Origin of the sequence: Actinoplanes sp. GCM10030250 (assembly GCF_042666575.1) — a bacterium.
Classification (GTDB): Bacteria; Actinomycetota; Actinomycetes; order Mycobacteriales; family Micromonosporaceae; genus Actinoplanes.
This window is the reverse complement of record NZ_JBHTDO010000027.1, coordinates 1-17,995: the sequence shown is the minus strand read 5'-3', so window position 1 is coordinate 17,995 and position 17,995 is coordinate 1. Positions and strand designations below refer to the sequence as shown.

Genomic DNA, 17,995 nt, shown 5'->3' with positions numbered 1-17,995 from the left:
GGCCGCTTCTGACAAGGCCGCGGCGCTTGCCGGAGAGCTGTTCACCGGCCGGTCAGCAGGCGGGCCATCTCGGTGCGTGACCGCACGCCCAGCCGGGCGAACACGTTGCGCAGGTGATGGTCGACCGTTCGCGGGCTCAGGTGCAGTTCCTGGGCGACCTCCCGGTTCGTCGCACCACCCGCGACAAGCGCCGCGATCCGCTCCTGCTGCGCGGTGAGCTCCAGGCCGTTCAGCGCGGGTACCGGCTGTTCGACCCGCTCACCCGCGGCCCGCAACTCGCGCACGCTCTGCGCCGCCCACGGTTCGGCGTCCAGCAACCGGAAGGTTTCCGCCGCCCGGCGCAACTGCGTACGCGCCTCCACATGCCGGCGCCGCCGCCGCAGGAACCGGCCGTAGAGCAACTCCGTGTGCGCCCGCGGGAACCCCGCCTCGCCGATGTGCCCGAGCGCCTCCCCGAAATACCCTTCGGCCAGGTCGGCATCGCTCGCCCGCAGAGCCCGGCACCGGTCCCGCAGCGCCAGCCAGGTCGGCTGCCCGGTCCGCCCCGCCCACCGATCGAACCCGCTCGCCACCGCCTCGAGCCCGAGCGAGGCCCCCGAACGCCCCGACCCCCCAGCCCGAACCGAGCCCCCTGCCCCAGCAGGGCCGCCAGACCGAACCGAGCCCCCGGCCTGAACAGACCCGACCTGCGCCGCCGCCTCCAGCAGATGCGGAACCACCGCCACCTGGAGCAGCGCCGACCCATACCCCGGCGCCGCCGTAACCACCGCCACCAGCCGCTCCGTAGCCGCCGGAAACCGCCCGTCAACAAGATCGAGCAGGGCGAGCGCCCACCCGCACAACGGCCGCGCCGTACCAGCGCCAACCTCCTCGATCCGGCTCAGCGCCGTCTCCCGATCGCCGACCAGCGCCGCCAGCACCGCCAGCAGACCGAGATGGGCGTCGGCCAGCACCCGCTGCCCGGTACCGCGAGCAACCGCTGCCCCGTCCAGGGCCGCCGTGTTCGCCGCCGCATAATCCCCGGCCGCCATGCTGGAGAGCGACGCGAGTTCGAGCGCCCGCGGTTCGAGCGCGCTCGCCCCCGCCTCCCGCGCCAGCACCGCCGCCCTCCCCGCCAGCGCGGCCGCCCGCCGCCCGTCCCCGACGAGCAGCCCGGCGGTAGCCGCCCGGATCAGCGGCCCCGGCTCCTTCACCCGGTCGGCCAGGTCGAGCGCCCGCCGGAACCGGGCGAACCCCGTCGGCTCGTCCCCGTCCGCCAGCGCTGCCAGCCCGGCGACGTGGTGGAACGCGAGCGCCACGGCCGGCGCCTCGTCCCCCCGCTGCCGTGCCGTCACCCGGCGGGCCAGTCCCGCATATCTGCCCTGCTCACCGGGCTCGGCGGCGGCCTCTCCGGCGAGGGCCAGGGCGTCGAGGGCGGCCAGTGTGTCGCTTTCGGCCAGGTCGGCGGCCACGTCCAGGAGCAGGTCCCGGGCTCCCGGGCGCCCCTCCGGCAGGCGCATCTCCGCGGTGAGAGCCCGGGCGCGTACCCGGGCCGTTCCCGCCGACGCCGGAATCCGCCGGATCAGCAGCCCGGCGTCGTGGGGGCGCCCGGCCAGCCACGCCGACCGCGCCGCGTCCACGAGCACCGCGCCGCGATCTCCCGGCTCCGGGTGCAGGTCGGCGGCGCGCGCCTGTGCCTGCGCGGCGACCGCCGGATCGGCCGTGCTCGCGGTCCGGGTCAGCTGGCGGGCGAGCAGCACGTCCGGGCCGGTGGTGGCCGCTGCCCGGTGCAACAGCGCGGGCAGGTGGGCTCCGCGCGCGGCGAGCACCCGGGCCAGCGCCGCGTGGGCGGCACGGCGCCGGGCCGCGGGCATTTCGGCGTACGCACACGCGCGCAACAACGGCGACGCGAACCGCACGGTGTCCCCGGCGATGGTGAGGAGTCCCGCACGCTCCGCCGGTTCGAAACCGAACAGCCCGTCGCCGGCGGTTGCCGCCGCCAGCACGTCGTCCAGCGGCACCTGCGGCATGGCGGCCGCCAGCAGCATCAACTCCCGCGTACCGGCCGGCAGTGCGTCGAGCTCGGCCCGGTACCGCCGCCGCAGGGTGCTCTCCGCGGGCAGGGTTTCCGGCGGTGGCGCGTACCCCCGCCGTTGCTCCTGACTGAGCGCGTCACTCAGGTCGATCAGCGCCGCCGGGTTGCCACCGGCCACCTCCACCAGCGCCGCCGCGACCTCCTCGGCCAGGTCGGGCGCACGGTGTGCGAGCAACTCCCGCGCCGCTTCCGGAGCCAGCGGCGTCAGGCGCCGGACCGGCAGCCCTCCCGTCTCGGCACCGGCGGCGGCGGTCGCCAGGATCGCCAGCCGTTCCCGGCCGGCCCGGCGTGCCGCGAACAGGATCGCCCGCCACGTCGGCACGTCCAGCAGGTGCGCGTCGTCGAGCAGGAGGAGGACGGGACGGCGCCGGGCCGTCGCACCGAGCAGGGTGAGCGTGGCCAGACCGACCGCGAGCCGGTCACTGCCGGCGCTGGTCAGGCCGTGTGCCAGGGCGGCACGCTGCGCGGGCTCGAGTTCCGCGATCACGTCACCCAGGCCAATCACGAGGTTCTGCAATCCGGCGTACGGGAGATCGCGCTCGTCGGCACACCCGGGAGCACCGAGCACCGTCCAGCCGCGCGCCGAGTGCGCCACGGCGCCGAGCAGAGCGCTGCGCCCCTCGCCCGGCGCGCCGGTCAGCACGAGGGCGCCGCTGTTTCCGGCGGCCGCCGTGGCCAGGAGGCGCCCGATCGCGGCCAGGTCGGCCGCCCGCCCGCAGAGGCGAACTTTCTGCACTGAGGGTGCATCAACCATGCGGCGAGTGTTCCGTGCCGGGGCGCGGGTGGGAAGGCCTTGCCGCCGGATTTCAGTGGATGAAATTTCCGGGATGTTGCGGGCTGGTGACACGAGGCCGGTGATTTAGCCGATGCGGGACCAGCGGTGACCCGCCGAAACTGACGCTCGTCGATCCGTTCCCCCTGTTAAGGAGTGTCGACGTGCAGCTCTCTTCCGTTCCCGCCCGGGCCCGGCGAATTCTGGTCACCGCGGTCACCGCCCTCGCCCTGGTCGCCGTTCCCGGAGCCACCGCGGCGCAGGCCGCCGACAACCCGTACGAGCGGGGCCCCGCGCCCACCCTGTCGGCGCTCCAGGCGTCGCGTGGCCCGTACGCCGTCTCCACCACGTCCGTCTCCCGGCTCGGTGCCTCCGGCTTCGGCGGCGGCGAGATCTACTACCCGAGCACGACGAGCGACGGCACGTTCGGCGCCATCGCGATCTCGCCGGGCTTCACCGCGTACTGGTCGAGCATCTCCTGGCTCGGCCCGCGCCTGGCCTCGCACGGCTTCGTGGTCATCGGCATCGAGACCAACACCACCGCTGACCAGCCCGCCTCCCGCGGCAGCCAGCTCCTCGCCGCCCTCGACTACCTCACCCGCTCCAGCTCGGTGCGCAGCCGCATCGACGCCAGCCGGCTCGCTGTCGCCGGTCACTCGATGGGTGGCGGCGGCAGCCTCGAAGCGGCCAGCGACCGGCCCTCCCTGCAGGCCGCCGTCCCGCTCGCGCCGTGGAACACCGACAAGACCTGGAGCGAACTGCGCGTCCCGACCCTGATCATCGGCGGCGAGAGCGACACCATCGCCCCGGTCTCGTCGCACTCCATCCCCTTCTACAACAGCATCCCGGCCTCCGCGGAGAAGTCGTACCTGGAGCTCAACAACGCCAGCCACTTCTTCCCCCAGTCCACGAACACCCCGACCGCGGTCCAGATGGTCTCCTGGCTGAAGCGCTTCGTCGACAACGACACCCGCTACGACCAGTTCATCTGCCCCGGCCCGAGCAGCACGTCGATCTCCGACTACCGCAGCAGCTGCCCGCTCAGCTGACCTTCGGGCACGATGCCGGGCCGGCGGAGCTCCGCCGGCCCGGCCCTCGCGTGTCCATCGACCCGCTTCGGCTTCCCGTTCGGCCCACCTCGGCCACGACGTCGTGGCCGAGGTCTCCTGATCGCCAGGGCGCTGGCGGGGCAAAGGGGCATAGGCGGTAGAGGGCGAAACCCGACGACATAGGCGCATGTCAATGCCTTGCCCCGCACTGCGGAGGCCGGAAGTCTGAGTTGCGGCTGTTTGTTCAGCTGTGGCGATCGACTGACGGGGGTGTTATTCGCTGTGTCTGGGGAGATTCGGAGACCGCGGGTGACGGCTGTTGTGGCCGTACTCGTGCTGGTGCTGACCGCACCGCTGGTGCCGTCGAGGGCCGGAGCGGCGCCGGCGGCCACCGTGGTGGCTGACAATGCGGTGATCACGTGGAGCCTGCACACGCAGACCGTGGCGTATGAGGTGGCGCGGCAGGCGCCCTACCGGCATGGGCGGACGCTGGCCATCGTCGGGGGAGCGGTTTACGACGCTGCCAATGCCGTTGCGGGGGTGCCGTACGAGCCGTTCCTGGTGGCGCCCCGGGTCCGGCGGGGGGCGTCCATGGAGGCGGCAGTGGCGAGCGCTGCGTACGGCGTACTCGCATGGCTTTTTCCGGAGCAGGAAACGACGTTGCGTGGGTTTTACGACGAAGCTCTCGCCGGAGTTCGGCACGGGCGCGCGAAGCGCGACGGCATCGCCGTGGGTGAGGCGGCAGCGGGTGCGATGATCGCGGCGCGCCGGGACGACGGTGCTGGTGCCGCGGCGAGTTGGGCTGTCGGCACGGAGCCGGGACAATGGCGGCCGACGCCTCCGGGATTCCTGCAGGACGGCGCTGAGGTGGCGGACATCAAGCCGTTCGTCATCGCTGACGGCAACGCCTACCGCACGGCCGGGCCGCCGGCGTTGACGAGCAGGCGGTATGCCCGGGAGCTCAACGAGATCAAGGCGCTCGGTGCGATCGACAGTACGGTGCGCACCCAGGACCAGACCGAATCGGCGATCTGGTGGCACGATCGGCGCCAGACCGAATGGGAGATCAAGCGGCAGATCGCCCGGAACCAGCGACTCGGCACCCTGGAGACCGCGCGGCTGTTCGCCATGGCCGACATCGCCCGTGCCGACGCGACGATTGCCTGCTTCAACGAGAAGCGGCACTGGGGTTTCTGGCGGCCGGTGACCGCGGTGCGCGAGGCCGGCGCCGACGGCAACCCGGCCACCAGCGCCGATCCGAACTGGACACCGTTGCTGATCACGCCGCCGTTCCCCGATCACACGTCGGGTCACTCCTGCTCGACCGGCGCGATCATGACCGCGATGCGCAGGTTCTTCGGGCGTGACGACATCGCGTTCAGCGCCTACAGCGTCGATTCGGGGACCACCCGCGGTTTCGGCAGCTTCTCGGAGGCGCTGGCGGAGGTCATCGAGGCGCGGATCTGGGGCGGGGTGCACTTCCGCAGCGCGGACGTGCAGGGCGTGGACCTGGGTGAACAGGTCGCTGGTTACGTCCTGGCCAGGGAGTTCCGCAGGAGGTAGAGGCCGTGCCGGCGCGGCACATGGCGGGGGGCGGCCGCGCCGGCACGGAGCTTTTCAGGAGGTCGCGGAGGGCTTCAGAACCTTGCAGGTCTCGACGGCCTTCTGGACGGTGGCGTCGGACGCGTCGGACGCGCCGGACGCGTCGAGGTCCGCGGTGTCGGTGACACCGTTCTCCTTGAGGCAGTTGGTGTAGGCGGCGTTCGCCCCGTTGCCGCCACGGTTGCCGCCCCGGCCGGCGCCCATGCTGGGGCGCAGAGAGGCGCAGGCGGACTGCGCCTTCTCCCAGGTGGCGTCGTCGACACCGTCGGGCTTGCTGAACCCGCCACCGCCGGGGAAGCCACTGCCGGGGAATCCACCACCGGGGAGGCCACCACCGCGCTGCCCGGCGCTGCCGGAGGGGCGGGGCTGACCCGAGGGAAACGCGCCGGACGGGCGGACGCCACCGCGTCCGGGCCCGCCGGAGGGCATGGTGATCGTGACGCCGTTCTCGTTCAAGCAGTCGACATAGGCGGTGAAGGCCGCGTTCCCGCCGGCCGGATCGGTCGCCGTGCCCTCCTCGTCCGAGCTTGCGCACGCGGCCGTGAACAGGATCGCCATCGAGGCGACCAGCAGGGCAGCGACGCGGCGGTGCGCCTTCGAACTGACAACCGGCACGATGAGTCTCCTTGACGATGCGGACGGGGAAGGTGCGGACGGAGAAGGTGCGGACAGGACCGTCGAAAGGAAAGCGGCCACACCTGTGGGCCCGGTCAGACGCTCCTAGGAGTTACCTAAGAACACCCGCCGCCTCTCCGAGCGAACTCCCAGGTGGGACCGAGCCCGCCGCGAGGACACCTGGGCAGACTCGTCGCCCATGGGTGTTGCACTGGCCGGTCGCCGGCGTCTGATCCGGGTCGCCGTGGCGGTCGTCGTGCTCGCGTTTGCAGCGTTCGGCGTGGTGCGCGCGCTGACAGCGGGAGCCACGGCGGAGACGCCGGCAGCGGCCGATATCACGACCGCCGACCGGGGCCCGGTGACGACCGAGGTGGCGACGACCGGCACGTTGCAGGCGGCGCAGACACGCAGCCTGTCCTTCGCCGTGCAGGGCACAGTGGAGACCGTCGAGGTCCGTGCCGGGACGACGGTCACCGCGGGCCAGGTGCTCGCCACGGTCGACGACACCGGCGCGGCCGAGGCGGTGGAGGACGCGCGGATCGCGCTCGACGAGGCACAGGACACCCTCGATGAGGCGGAGGACGCAAACACAACATCAAAATCAGGATCTTCCTGTACGGGTACGAACGTCGCCGCCGCGTACACCGAAGAGCCGAGCGCCTCCCCGCCGGCCTCGCCCTCGATCGCCCCCACCGCAACCCGGAGTCCCGCCGCGACCACCCCCGCCACGCCGAAGCCGAAGCCGAGCCGAAGCGCGAGCGCGACCAGAGCACCGGCACCCACCTGTGCGGCCGAAGAAGGCACCAGCGGCGGGGAAGGGCGCGGCGGCGACGCCATCCTCACCGCCGAGCAGCGGGTCAACCAGGCGCGGGTGAGGGTCGAGCAGGCCGAGGAGGCCCTCGAGGGCGCGACCATCACGGCGCCGATCGCCGGCCGCATCCTCACGGTCGGCGGGAAGGTCGGCAGTCAGGTGAGCTCCGGCTCGGTGTTCATCACCCTGGCGGACGTCTACGACATGCAGATCACCGCCGACTTCCCGGAAGCCGACGCGGACCACCTGGCGGTCTCCCAGAAAGCCGTGATCACCCTCGCCGACCGGGCGGGGCAGACCTTCGGCGCCACTGTCGTGCAGGTGGACCCGGCCGGTACCAGCGACGGCACGCTGACCCGGTTCGGCGTGGTGCTCTCCTTCGACGACGCGCCCGGCGAACTGCTGGTCGGGCAGAGTGCCTCGGTACGCGTCACCACCGGGAGCAAGGACGACGTCGTACGCGTACCGAGCACCGCCGTGCACGACGTCGCCGGGCAGGACGGCACGGTGGTCAAGGACGGTGTGCGTACGGAGGTGAAGCTGGGGCTGCGCGGTGACCAGTACACCGAGATCACGTCCGGTGTGGGGGAGGGTGATGTCGTGTCTCGCTCGTGGTGAAGGCGTACAGCGCGCTCCCGTACGTCTCATAGGATTTTCAAAGATTGCCCTGATAGTTCTGTGCGGTGCTTTTTGAAAACCGTGGATCCGTTGCTGTCAGTGACCCGGTGGCGCGCGCCGGCCGTGTCCTCGTCGTCGACGACGAGCCGAACATCTCCGCGCTGCTCAGCGCGACGCTCCGGCTTGTCGCCTTCGACGTCCGGGTCGCCGAGTCCGGGCACAGCGCCCTGGTCGCGGTCGGCGAGTTCGAACCGGACCTGATCGTGCTCGACGTGATGCTGCCGGACGTCGACGGGTTCGAGGTGGCCCGCCGGCTGCGCGCCGCGGGGCACCGGGTCCCGGTCCTGTTCCTCACCGCCCGTGACGCCGTGCAGGACCGGATCCTGGGCCTGTCGGCCGGTGCCGACGACTACGTGACCAAGCCGTTCAGCCTCGAGGAGGTCGTGCTACGGATCCGCGCCATTCTGCGGCGCAGCCAGCCGGACGAGCCGGAACCGGAGACCGGCGTGCTGCGTTACGCGGGCCTGGAACTGGACGAGAACGCCCACGAGGTGCGGCGGGCCGGCCGGCTGATCGAGCTGTCCCCGACGGAGTTCAACCTGCTGCGCTACCTGATGATCAACGCGGGCCGGGTGGTGAGCAAGGCGCAGATCCTGGACCGGGTGTGGAAGTACGACTTCGGTGGCGACGGCCGGATCGTCGAGTCGTACGTCTACTACCTGCGCCGCAAGATCGACCGGACAGATCCGCCGCTGATCCACACGGTGCGCGGGGTGGGATATGCGCTGAGGATGCCGCGCGAAGAATGAAAGCCTTCAGTCCGTTTTCGGGCGGCGGGTGGGGTGGCCGGACGGGAATGACGTGGCGCTGGCGGCATTGGACTCTGCGGTCACGGCTGGTTCTGGTCGTCGGCGTGCTCGCCGCCATCGCTGTGATCATCGCCAACGCGGTGGGGCTGCTCCTGATCCGCAGCTACCTCAGCGACCGGATCGACGAGCAGATCACCGCGATGGCCCGGCCCCTGACGGCGATGAACCCGCCGCCCGGCGGCAGCTTCGTCCCCCGCGGCCGCTTCTTCCGCGTCGGGCCCGACCAGGTCATGTACGTCTACAACGCCGACGGCACCCTGGACACCGCCCGCAGTTCCACCCCGGACGACTCCCGCCCCGCGGCACCGGCCCCCGAGGTGGTGACGGGCCGGGCGGAACTCGGCCGGCTCTTCACCGTCCCGGCCGCCGACGGCACCGGCTGGCGGATGTTCGCCGTGCCGCTCGGCTCGACGGGTGAGCTGGTCCTGATGGGTTCCTCCCTGCTCGAGGTCGAGCAGACCACCGAGCGGCTGCTCGCCATCGACGCCGGCGTGCTGGTGCTGGTCCTGGGCCTGCTCGGTGCCGGTGCGGCGTTCGTGGTCCGGCTCGGGCTGCGCCCGCTGACCGGGATGGAGCGGGTCGCCGCCGACATCTCCGCGGGCAACCTCTCCGGGCGGGTGCCGGAGCCCGACCCGCACACCGAACCGGGCCGCCTCGGCCTGGCGCTCAACGCGATGCTCACCCGCATCGAGAACGAGGTGGGTGCGCGGGACGCCTCGGAGCAGCGGCTGCGTCAGTTCGTCGCGGACGCCTCGCACGAGCTGCGGACGCCGCTGACCTCGATCCGCGGGTTCGCCGAGCTCTACCGCCGGGGCGGGGCGCCGCCCGGCCCGGTGCTGGACGAGACGATGGCCCGGATCGAGGGTGAGGCCGGGCGGATGGGCGTGCTCGTCGAGGACATGCTGATGCTGGCCCGGCTGGACCGGCAGCGGACCCTGGACCGGCGCCCGGTGGACGTGCTGGAGATCGCGGCGGACACCATCCGGGACGCGCACGCCCGCGCCCCGGAGCGCTCGGTGTCGCTGGCCGGGGAGTTCGAGCCGGCCACCGTGCTCGGCGACGATCACGGCCTGCGGCAGGTGGCGGCGAACCTGGTGGCGAACGCGCTGAGCCACACGCCGCCGGGCACGTCGGTGACCGTACGGGTGGGACACGCCCCGGGCACGCCGCCGGGAAGGGCAGCCGCCTGTTCCGGTCCGGTCACTGTGGGTGCCGGGGAGCCGGTCGCGGTTCTGGAGGTCAGCGATGACGGGCCGGGCGTACCGGTGGAGCACGCGGCGCGGATCTTCGAGCGGTTGTACCGGGCCGACGCGAGCCGGTCACGCGCCAAGGGCGGCGGATCCGGGCTGGGGCTGGCGATCGTGGCGGCCATCGTGCAGGGGCACGGCGGCTGGGTGGAGCTGCACGAGACGCCGGGCGGCGGAGCCACGTTCCGGGTGATGCTGCCCGCCGTCCGTGACTGCGTGTGAGTTTCCGAGCTTGTTCCCAGCTTCCCCCGAAGCTCCTCCGAGGGCCCCACTGAAAAGTGGCCGCCATGAAGTCAGGTCTGAGCCGCCACCCGTCATCGGTGGTGAACGCCCTTCTCGGCGTCGCGCTGGTCGCCGGCGCGTGGACGGTGTACGAGACGTTCGCCGGTTCCGATGACGGTACGGCCGCCGTGGCCTCCGAACGGACGGTCGCGGTCCAGCAGGGAACGGTCACCAGGACCGCCACCGCGGACGGCACCCTGGAGAGCGCGAGCACCGCGAGTGCCGGCTTCGAGACCAGCGGCACGGTCACCGAGATCCGGGTCGGAGTCGGCGACAGGGTCAAGAAGGGCCAGATCCTCGCCAAGATCGACCCGGCGGCCGCCGACCGTACGCTGGCCGCCGCCGAGGCCGACCTGGACGCGGCTCAGGACGCCCTGGACCGCGCGGAGGACGCCGGCTCGGACACCTCCGACGCGCGGAACCAGGTGGACTCGGCCGAGCTGGCCGTGGACGAGGCCGAGGCGGGGGTGGCCGGCACGGTCCTCAAGGCACCGATGGCCGGCACGGTGACGGCGGTCGCCGGCACGCTCGGCAGTGCCGCCTCGTCCGGCGCGGGCGGGTCGGCACAACAGAGCACCAGCAGTGATACCGCCGGCGGCGACACCGCCGGCAGCGGCTTCGTGGAGATCGCCGATCTGACGAAGATGCAGGTCGCCGCGGCCTTTGCCGAGGCGGACGCGACGAGCCTCAAGGAGAAGCAGGTCGCCACCGTCACCTGGAACGCGCTGAGCGGCGTCTCGCAGAGCGCGAAGGTCGCCGCGATCGACCCGTCCGCGACCACCGCCAACAGCGTCGTCACCTACGGCGTGACGCTGACCCTGGACAAGGTGCCGGCCGGGGCCAAGGTGGGCCAGACGGTGTCCGTCTCGGTCACGACCGGTTCGAAGGAGGACACCGTCCTCGTCAACGCGGCCGCGCTCACCACTGTCGGCAACCGGCACACCGTCACCGTGGTCGCGAACGGCGTGCAGGAGACCCGCGCGGTGGAGATCGGGCTCGAGGGCGACTCGGCCACCGAGATCACCTCCGGCCTGGCCGCGGGTGAGCAGGTCGTCGTCCGGACCACCTCGACGGGCACCACCAACCAGGGCGGCTTCCCGGCGGGCGGTGGCGGCTTCGGGAACCTCACCGGCGGTGGCGGGCCGGGCGGCGGCGCTCCCGGTGGCGTCTCCGGTGGCGGCGGCAGGACCGGCCGGTGAGCCGCCCGGTCATCGAGGTCACCGGCCTCCGGAAGATCTACGGTACGGGTGAGGCGACGGTGCACGCCCTCGCCGGGGTCTCGCTCACGGTGGAGCGCGGCGACTACGCGGCGATCATGGGATCGTCCGGCTCCGGCAAGTCGACGCTGATGAACATCCTCGGCGCGCTCGACGTGCCCACCACGGGCACCTACCGGCTGGACGGTGTGGACGTCAGCCGGCTCTCCGACGGGCAGCTGGCACTGGCCCGGAACCGGCTGATCGGGTTCATCTTCCAGGCGTTCAACCTGATCCCGCGTACCACCGCTGTCGCCAACGTCGAGCTGCCCCTCGCGTACGCCGGGGTGAAACCGAAGGAGCGCCGCAGGCGCGCCATGGAAGCGCTCGCCGTCGTCGGCCTCGCGGACCGCGCCGGGCATGAACCGAACCAGCTGTCCGGCGGTCAGCAGCAGCGAGTCGCGGTGGCTCGCGCGCTCGTCACCGAACCGGCGCTGCTGCTGGCCGACGAGCCGACCGGCAACCTGGACAGCAGGTCCACCGAGGACGTGCTGCGGGTCTTCGACAACCTGAGCGCGGCCGGGCGGACCATCGTGATCATCACGCACGAGGGTGAGGTGGGCGCCCGCGCGAAGCGGCTGATCCGGCTGGTTGACGGCGCGATCGTCACCGACGTGCGGCAGTCGCCGCTGCACCTGCCCCCGGTGGGCGCTCACAGTGGGGTGCCGGCATGAGCTTTCTCGAAGTGATCCGGTTCTCGCTGCGCGGGCTCTCGGCCAACAAGCTGCGCTCCTCGCTGACCATGCTCGGCATCCTGATCGGCGTCGCGGCGGTGATCCTGCTGGTCGCCGTCGGCAACGGCTCGGCCAAGGCGATCAGCGACCGGATCGAGGCGCTCGGCACCAACACCATCACGGTGATGAGTGCCGGGCGTGGCGGGTCGTCCGCGACCGCGCTCACGACGGACATGGCCGGCGCGCTGATCGATTCCGAGCTCGCTCCGGACGTGCGGTCGGTGTCCCCGGTGGTCAGTTCCAGTGCGGCGACAATGGCGTACGAGGGTGCCGATCACGCGGTCGCCACCTTCGTGGGGACCACCCCGGCCTGGTTCGGCGCCTCCAATACCCCGGTGGAGCGGGGAACCGCGTTCACCGAGGACGACGTGAACCAGGGCCGGCGGGTGGTGGTGATCGGGCCGACGGTCGCCGAGGAACTGTTCCCGGGCGTGGACCCGATCGGCGAGCAGGTCACCGTCGGCGGTGCGCTGTTCACCATCGTCGGTGTGCTGGGCGAGAAGAGCTCCACCGGCTTTCAGGACTCCAACGACACCGCGGTCGCCCCGCTCACCGCCGTGCAGCAGGTGCTCACCGGTTACGGAGCGCTGACCTCGATCATCGTCGAGGCGTCCGGCCCGGACCGGGTGGACGCGGTGCAGGGGCAGGTCGCCACGATCCTGAACCAGCAGCTCGACGTCGCGGCCGGCAGCAGCAGTACGCCGTACCGGATCCAGAACGCGTCGTCGCTGCTGGAGACGCAGACCGAGACCGCCGACACGTTCACCACCCTGCTCGGTGCGGTGGCCGCGATCAGCCTGCTCGTCGGTGGCATCGGGATCACCAACATCATGCTGGTCACGGTCACCGAGCGGACCCGGGAGATCGGCATCCGCAAGGCGCTCGGCGCGCCCCGGCGGGTGATCCTCACCCAGTTCCTGATCGAGGCGACGCTGCTCAGCGTGATCGGCGGCGCCCTCGGGGTGGCGGCCGCGCTGATCGGCAGCCGATTCTCGATCGTCGGCGTGCAACCGGTGATCGTGCCCAGCTCGATCGGGCTCGCCGTGGGCGTGTCCGTCGCGATCGGACTGTTCTTCGGCGGGCTGCCCGCCGCCCGCGCCGCCCGGCTGCGGCCCATCGACGCGCTGCGCTACGAGTGAGGACTCCGATGATCAACGACGAGACCGCTGTCATCCCCGCGATCGGCGACCACGCCGGCCTCTCCGCGGAACTGGAAGCGGCGGCACCGAGGCGCTGGTGGAACCGGGGCACGATCGGGCTGGGCGTGGCCGCCCTCCTGATGGGCGGTTTCCTCGGCGGTGTGCAGGCCGAGAAGCAGTGGGGTGCCGCGGAGCCCGCCGCCACGAGTGGCTTCCCGGGCGGCGGGATGCGCGGTTTCCCCCGGGCCGGCAGCAGCGCCGCACCGCAGACGTCGCCGGCCGCGACCGGCACGACCGGGAAGGTCAAGCTGGTCAACGGCAAGACGATCTACCTGGAGACCGGGGACGGCACCGTGGTCACCGTCAAGACCGGCGGCGAGACGACCGTCTCCACGGCGAGGAGGGGCAAGCTGAGTGACGTCCGAGCCGGCGACTCGGTGACGGTCCAGGGGGCCACCGCTGACGACGGTACGGTCACCGCAACGTCGGTAACGAAGAAGTAATGGATGTGACGTACCCGTCCCACCCATTGATGAGGGTGAGCGTGCCTCCTTAGGCTGCGCCCGTGCCCACTCTTTACGGCCGGGAGCCGCTGCTCGCGGCGATCGAAGCCCGGCTCGCCGCCGGTGGTGGAGTGGCCCTCTACGGGCCGCCCGGTATCGGCCGGAGCGTACTGCTGGACACCGTCGCCGACACTGCCGTGGCGAGGGGGGAACTCGTGCTCCGCCTGCGTCCGGCCAGGGGAGAGCGCGCTCTCTCGTACGCCGGTGTCGCCGACCTGGCCCGGCAGGTCCCGGCGGACGCGGTCGCGGCCCTGGCCCCCGCGCCCCGCCACCTGCTCGCCGCGCTCCGCCAGGGAAGGCCACCCCGCACCGGCGTGCCGGCCCTGGCCCGGCGCCTGGTCCTGCCCGAACTCCTCGCACACTGCGCCCGCCAGTCCCCGGTGCTGCTCGTCCTCGACGACGCCCAGTGGCTGGACCCGGAGTCGGCCGAGCTGATCGGCTTCGCGATGCGCCGCCGCCCCGGCGCCCGGATCCGGGTGATCGCCGCCGACCTGCGCCGCGGGCGCGGCGCTCGCCTCTGCCCGTCCCCGATCGCCGAGATCGAGGTGCCGCCGCTGGCCCAGGACGACCTCACCGCCCTGCTCGAGGCCCGCGGCCTGCCGTGCCGCGCGGCCAGCCGCCTGCACGAGGCGAGTGCCGGCAACCCGTTCCTGGCGCTCGCGCTCGGCGGTGCGGCCGGATCCGGATCGGTGTGGCGGCCCACGCCGCTGCCCGAGACCGCCCGTGCGCTGGCCCGCGAGCGGCTGCACAGCCTCGGCGCCGACGTGACCGCGACCCTGCTGGTGGCGGCGCTGGCGACCGAGCCGACCGTCACGCTGCTGTTGCGGGCCGGGCGTGACGACGCCGTCCGAGAGCTCCGCCTCGCCGCCGCGGCCGGGATCGTCACGCTGTCCGGCGAGGCGATCCGGTTCACCCCGCCGCTGCTCGCGCGGGTGCTCGCCGACGAGACACCGGCCGCCGACCGGGCCCGGGTGCACGCCGCGCTCGCCGAAGCCGCGTTCGATCCGGTCGAGGCACTGCGGCAACGCGCCCTGCGTACGGTCAGACCTGATCCCGCCGTTGCCGGCGGCCTCGCCGAAGCGGCCCGGCGCTGCGCCGACCGCGGCAACGACCGCACCGCCGCCGAGCTGTACCTGCTCGCCGCCGACCGCTGCCCGCACAGCCTCGCCGCCGAGCGCCTCGACTGGCTCGTCACCGCCGCCCGCACCGCCCTGACCGGCGGCGCCCCCGCCCTCGCCGGCCGCGCCGCGGAGGCGGTGATCGCCGCCGACGCCCCCGCCGGGCACCGGGTCCGCGCCCGGGTCGTCCTGCTCGACCTCGCCGGACAGGGCCTGGCCGAGATGGGGGAGACGTTCGCCGCCGCCCTGGCCGAGGCCGGTGACGACCCGGCCCTGCTCGCCCCGGTACGCCTGCGCCTCACCTGGCAGGCCTTCCTCACCGGCGACCCCGACCGGGCTGCCGCCGAGGCCCGCCAGTCCGAGCGGGCCGCCCGCAGCGCCGGTGACCCGACCACCGAGGCGATGGCCCTCAGCGCGCTGGCCCAGATCCAGCGGATGCGCGGCGAACCGGAGTGGCGCGCCACCCTCGACCGCGCCCTCGCCCTGCCCGCCGCCCCGGCCCCCGACTGGCTGCACTACGGCCCGCAGTACATGGCCGCCCGGTTCGCGCTCTTCGACGACCGCCTCGACGAGGCCCGCGCCGACCTGCTCGCCCTGCTCGCCGTCGCCGAGCACGACCGGATCGGCGAGGCCCGGGTCGAGGTCCTGCGCAGCCTCTCCGAGGTGGCCACCCGGGCGGGACGCTGCCAGGAGGCCCTGCGCTACGCACACCGGGCCGTCCGCGCGGCACAGGACGCCGGCCTCAGCCCCGGACCGACCTGGTACACCGCGGCCGTCGCCGAACTGGCCGGCGGCAGCCTGGCCACCGCGGCGGCCATCGCCCGGCGCGGGATCCGCGCGTCCGAACAGGAGGGCGACGGGCTCTACCTGCGGCGCAACCTGCACGCCCTGGGCCAGGCCGAACTGCGCGCCGGTGACACCCGGGCCGGTGTCAGCATCCTGCGCCGGCTGCGCGACCTGGAAGCCGACTCCGGCAGCGCCGACCCGATGATCGTGCGCTGGCACGCCGACCTGGCCGGCGGGCTCGCCGCGCTCGGCGAGCACGCCGAGGCCGCCGCCACCCTGGCCCGCGCCCGCGCCGCCGCGGAACGGCTCGGCAGCTCACCCGCGCTGGCCGGCTACCTGGACCGGGCCGCCGCCATCGTGCACTCCGAATCCGGCCAGGCCGACTCCGCCGTGGAACTGTCCACGGCCGCCGCCCGGCTCTTCGAGGACCTCCGGCAACCCGTCGAGCAGGCACACGCCCTGCTCGTCATCGGCGGTGCCGAACGCCGCCGCCGCCGGTACGCGGCCGCCCGCCTGGCGATCGGTGCGGCGCTCGCGCTGTTCATGGCGGCCGACGCTCGCCCGTGGACCGAGGAGACCGAACGGGCGCTGGCCCGCACCGAGGGCAGCGTGGCGCCGGATCGCGGCCTCACCACGACCGAGCAGCGGATCGCCGCCATGGTCCGGGACGGAGCCAGCAACCGGGAGATCGCGAACCGGCTCTATCTGAGCGTGAAGACGGTCGAGGCGACGCTGACGCGGGTTTATCGGAAGCTGGGGGTCCGTTCGCGGACGCAACTCGCGTTGGTGGCCGAACTCACCAGCCCCCACTGACCAGCGTCTTTCGCCACGCAGAGTGACGCCGGTTACCCTCGTTTCGGGAGTTTTACCTGGTCGACTTGGGGAGGAAGCACGTTCGGTGGATGGTTGATGGTGTCACTATCCGTCAAGGAGATTTTGAGATGCGATCCGTCCGCACCGTCCGTACCGCCTTCGCCGACCACCGTGCCGCCCGCCGTGCCCGCCGCCGGTTGAGCGACGAACTGGCGGCCTTCCGGACCGCCGCCGAGCGTAGCGAGCTGGACCTGATGCTGGGCCGGCACAGCGCCGAGGAGACCCGCGAGATCCACGCCATCCTCAACCAGCAGGAGGCCGAGCGCCGTTACCGGCGCCCCCTGCACGTCGGCTGACACACGACCGCCCCCGGTGCCTGCACCGGGGGCGGTCTTTCTGGAAACGGTCAGTGTTCGGCTTGCTGCTTGTCCTTGCGGGCCTTCAGGCTGCCCGGGTGCGCCTTGAGCGACGGATCCTTGCCCGACTTGATCAGGCTGGCGACCGTGGTGATCACCAGGATGCCGATGATCACGCCGAGCGAGACCGGGGTGCTGACCTCCGGAACCGACTCGTTGATGGCTTTGTGCGCCCAGTGCAGGATCAGCTTGATCCCGATGAACGCCAGGATGATCGACAACCCGGTGCTGAGGTAGACCAGGCGGTCCAGCAGCCCCTTCACCAGGAAGAACAGGGCACGCAGTCCGAGCAGGGCGAACGCGTTCGCGACGAAGACGATATACGCCTCCTCGGTCACGCCGAACACCGCCGGGATCGAGTCGAGCGCGAACAGCAGGTCCGTGCCACCGATCGCCAGCAGCACCAGGAACAGCGGCGTGAACACCCGCTTCCCGTCGATCTTGGTGACCATCTTGCCGTCGACATACTCCTCGGACATCGGCAGGAACCGTCGCCCGGCCTTGACCAGGGCGTTGTCACCGACGTCGGGATCCTCGTCGCGGTGCCGGAACAGCTGCACCGCCGTGTAGAGCAGGATCAGCCCGAAGACCAGGAACATGAACGCGAACTTGCTCAGCAGCGCCGCACCCACCGCGATGAAGATCACTCGCAGAATCAGCGCGATGATGATGCCGAACGTCAGCACCTCCTGCTGATACCGCTCCGGCACCGCGAACGTACCCATGATGATCACGAAGACGAAGAGGTTGTCGACCGACAGACTCTTCTCGACGATGTACCCGGCGAAGTACTCGGTGCCGAAGCCCCAGCCGGCGATGCTCGCGAAGACGACGCCGAACGCGATGGCGACGGCGATGTAGAAGATGGACCAGCCGGCGGCTTCCCTGAAGCCGACGACATGTGGACGGAGCACCCCGAGAGTCAAATCGAGGGCGAGCAGGGCGACGATGACCCCGATGGTCACGATCCACCCGAGCGCGGAGACCTCAAGCATGCTTCACAGGATCTCCAAGAAAACTGCGAACATCCTGAATAAGCCCGGTTTTCGCAGCCGGTTCACACTCGCATTCCGCACTTGAACCTCTCATCCCACTCATTCCAGGAGTTTCTCTCCCTCTCCCTTCAGACGTACGAGGAACCGCCCAGTCCCCGCCTCCCCCCGCCTCCAGCACCTGCCCACCGCAGGCCGTCCCCCGCCGCCGGCTCATGCCTCCCTCCCCCTTCCACCCC

14 protein-coding genes are annotated in these 17,995 nt (G+C 72.2%); 11 read left to right on the top strand and 3 right to left on the bottom strand.

Annotated features, from left to right (window positions below; genetic code table 11):
- Positions 1-41 precede the first annotated feature (41 nt).
- Entirely contained in the window at positions 42-2,828 is a 2,787-nt protein-coding gene (locus ACFQV6_RS29420; RefSeq protein WP_378030864.1) for an AAA family ATPase, read from the bottom strand.
- Between the two features lie 182 nt (positions 2,829-3,010).
- On the opposite strand from ACFQV6_RS29420, the gene ACFQV6_RS29415 reads away from it, so the two are divergent.
- Positions 3,011-3,895: an alpha/beta hydrolase family protein gene (locus ACFQV6_RS29415; RefSeq protein WP_378030863.1), complete on the top strand. Its 885-nt coding sequence runs from the start codon at positions 3,011-3,013 to the stop codon at positions 3,893-3,895.
- Between the two features lie 309 nt (positions 3,896-4,204).
- Positions 4,205-5,458: a vanadium-dependent haloperoxidase gene (locus tag ACFQV6_RS29410; protein WP_378030862.1), complete on the top strand. Its 1,254-nt coding sequence runs from the start codon at positions 4,205-4,207 to the stop codon at positions 5,456-5,458.
- A 54-nt stretch (positions 5,459-5,512) separates the two neighbouring features.
- Here ACFQV6_RS29410 and ACFQV6_RS29405 read toward each other — a convergent pair whose 3' ends face one another.
- Positions 5,513-6,112 (bottom strand): hypothetical protein, encoded by a 600-nt coding sequence (locus ACFQV6_RS29405; RefSeq protein ID WP_378030861.1) that lies wholly within the window; start codon positions 6,110-6,112, stop codon positions 5,513-5,515.
- Positions 6,113-6,311: 199 nt separating this feature from the next.
- Here ACFQV6_RS29405 and ACFQV6_RS29400 point away from each other — a divergent pair, with 199 nt between their 5' ends.
- From ACFQV6_RS29400 to ACFQV6_RS29360, 9 genes are all read left to right on the top strand, one after another.
- On the top strand, positions 6,312-7,541 hold the full coding sequence (locus ACFQV6_RS29400; protein WP_378030860.1) for an efflux RND transporter periplasmic adaptor subunit: 1,230 nt from the start codon (positions 6,312-6,314) through the stop codon (positions 7,539-7,541).
- A gap of 107 nt (positions 7,542-7,648) precedes the next feature.
- The gene (locus tag ACFQV6_RS29395) at positions 7,649-8,350 is read left to right on the top strand and encodes a response regulator transcription factor (protein ID WP_378030859.1); all 702 of its coding nucleotides are present in this window, start codon (positions 7,649-7,651) and stop codon (positions 8,348-8,350) included.
- Between the two features lie 47 nt (positions 8,351-8,397).
- Positions 8,398-9,879 (top strand): sensor histidine kinase, encoded by a 1,482-nt coding sequence (locus tag ACFQV6_RS29390; RefSeq protein ID WP_378030858.1) that lies wholly within the window; start codon positions 8,398-8,400, stop codon positions 9,877-9,879.
- A 65-nt stretch (positions 9,880-9,944) separates the two neighbouring features.
- Positions 9,945-11,138, top strand: a complete 1,194-nt coding sequence (locus ACFQV6_RS29385) for an efflux RND transporter periplasmic adaptor subunit (protein WP_378030857.1) — start codon at positions 9,945-9,947, stop codon at positions 11,136-11,138.
- Entirely contained in the window at positions 11,135-11,869 is a 735-nt protein-coding gene (locus ACFQV6_RS29380; RefSeq protein ID WP_378030856.1) for an ABC transporter ATP-binding protein, read from the top strand. The genes ACFQV6_RS29385 and ACFQV6_RS29380 overlap by 4 nt, the downstream gene beginning before the upstream one ends.
- The gene (locus ACFQV6_RS29375; RefSeq protein ID WP_378030855.1) at positions 11,866-13,068 is read left to right on the top strand and encodes an ABC transporter permease; all 1,203 of its coding nucleotides are present in this window, start codon (positions 11,866-11,868) and stop codon (positions 13,066-13,068) included. The genes ACFQV6_RS29380 and ACFQV6_RS29375 overlap by 4 nt, the downstream gene beginning before the upstream one ends.
- A gap of 8 nt (positions 13,069-13,076) precedes the next feature.
- The gene (locus tag ACFQV6_RS29370; protein WP_378030854.1) at positions 13,077-13,571 is read left to right on the top strand and encodes a hypothetical protein; all 495 of its coding nucleotides are present in this window, start codon (positions 13,077-13,079) and stop codon (positions 13,569-13,571) included.
- Positions 13,572-13,633: 62 nt separating this feature from the next.
- Positions 13,634-16,348 (top strand): AAA family ATPase, encoded by a 2,715-nt coding sequence (locus ACFQV6_RS29365; protein ID WP_378030853.1) that lies wholly within the window; start codon positions 13,634-13,636, stop codon positions 16,346-16,348.
- Positions 16,349-16,476: 128 nt separating this feature from the next.
- A complete protein-coding gene (locus tag ACFQV6_RS29360) occupies positions 16,477-16,704 on the top strand; it encodes a hypothetical protein (RefSeq protein WP_378030852.1) in 228 nt (75 codons plus the stop codon).
- Positions 16,705-16,754: 50 nt separating this feature from the next.
- On the opposite strand, the gene ACFQV6_RS29355 is transcribed toward ACFQV6_RS29360, so the two are convergent.
- Positions 16,755-17,759 (bottom strand): TerC family protein, encoded by a 1,005-nt coding sequence (locus tag ACFQV6_RS29355; RefSeq protein WP_378030851.1) that lies wholly within the window; start codon positions 17,757-17,759, stop codon positions 16,755-16,757.
- Positions 17,760-17,995 lie beyond the last annotated feature (236 nt).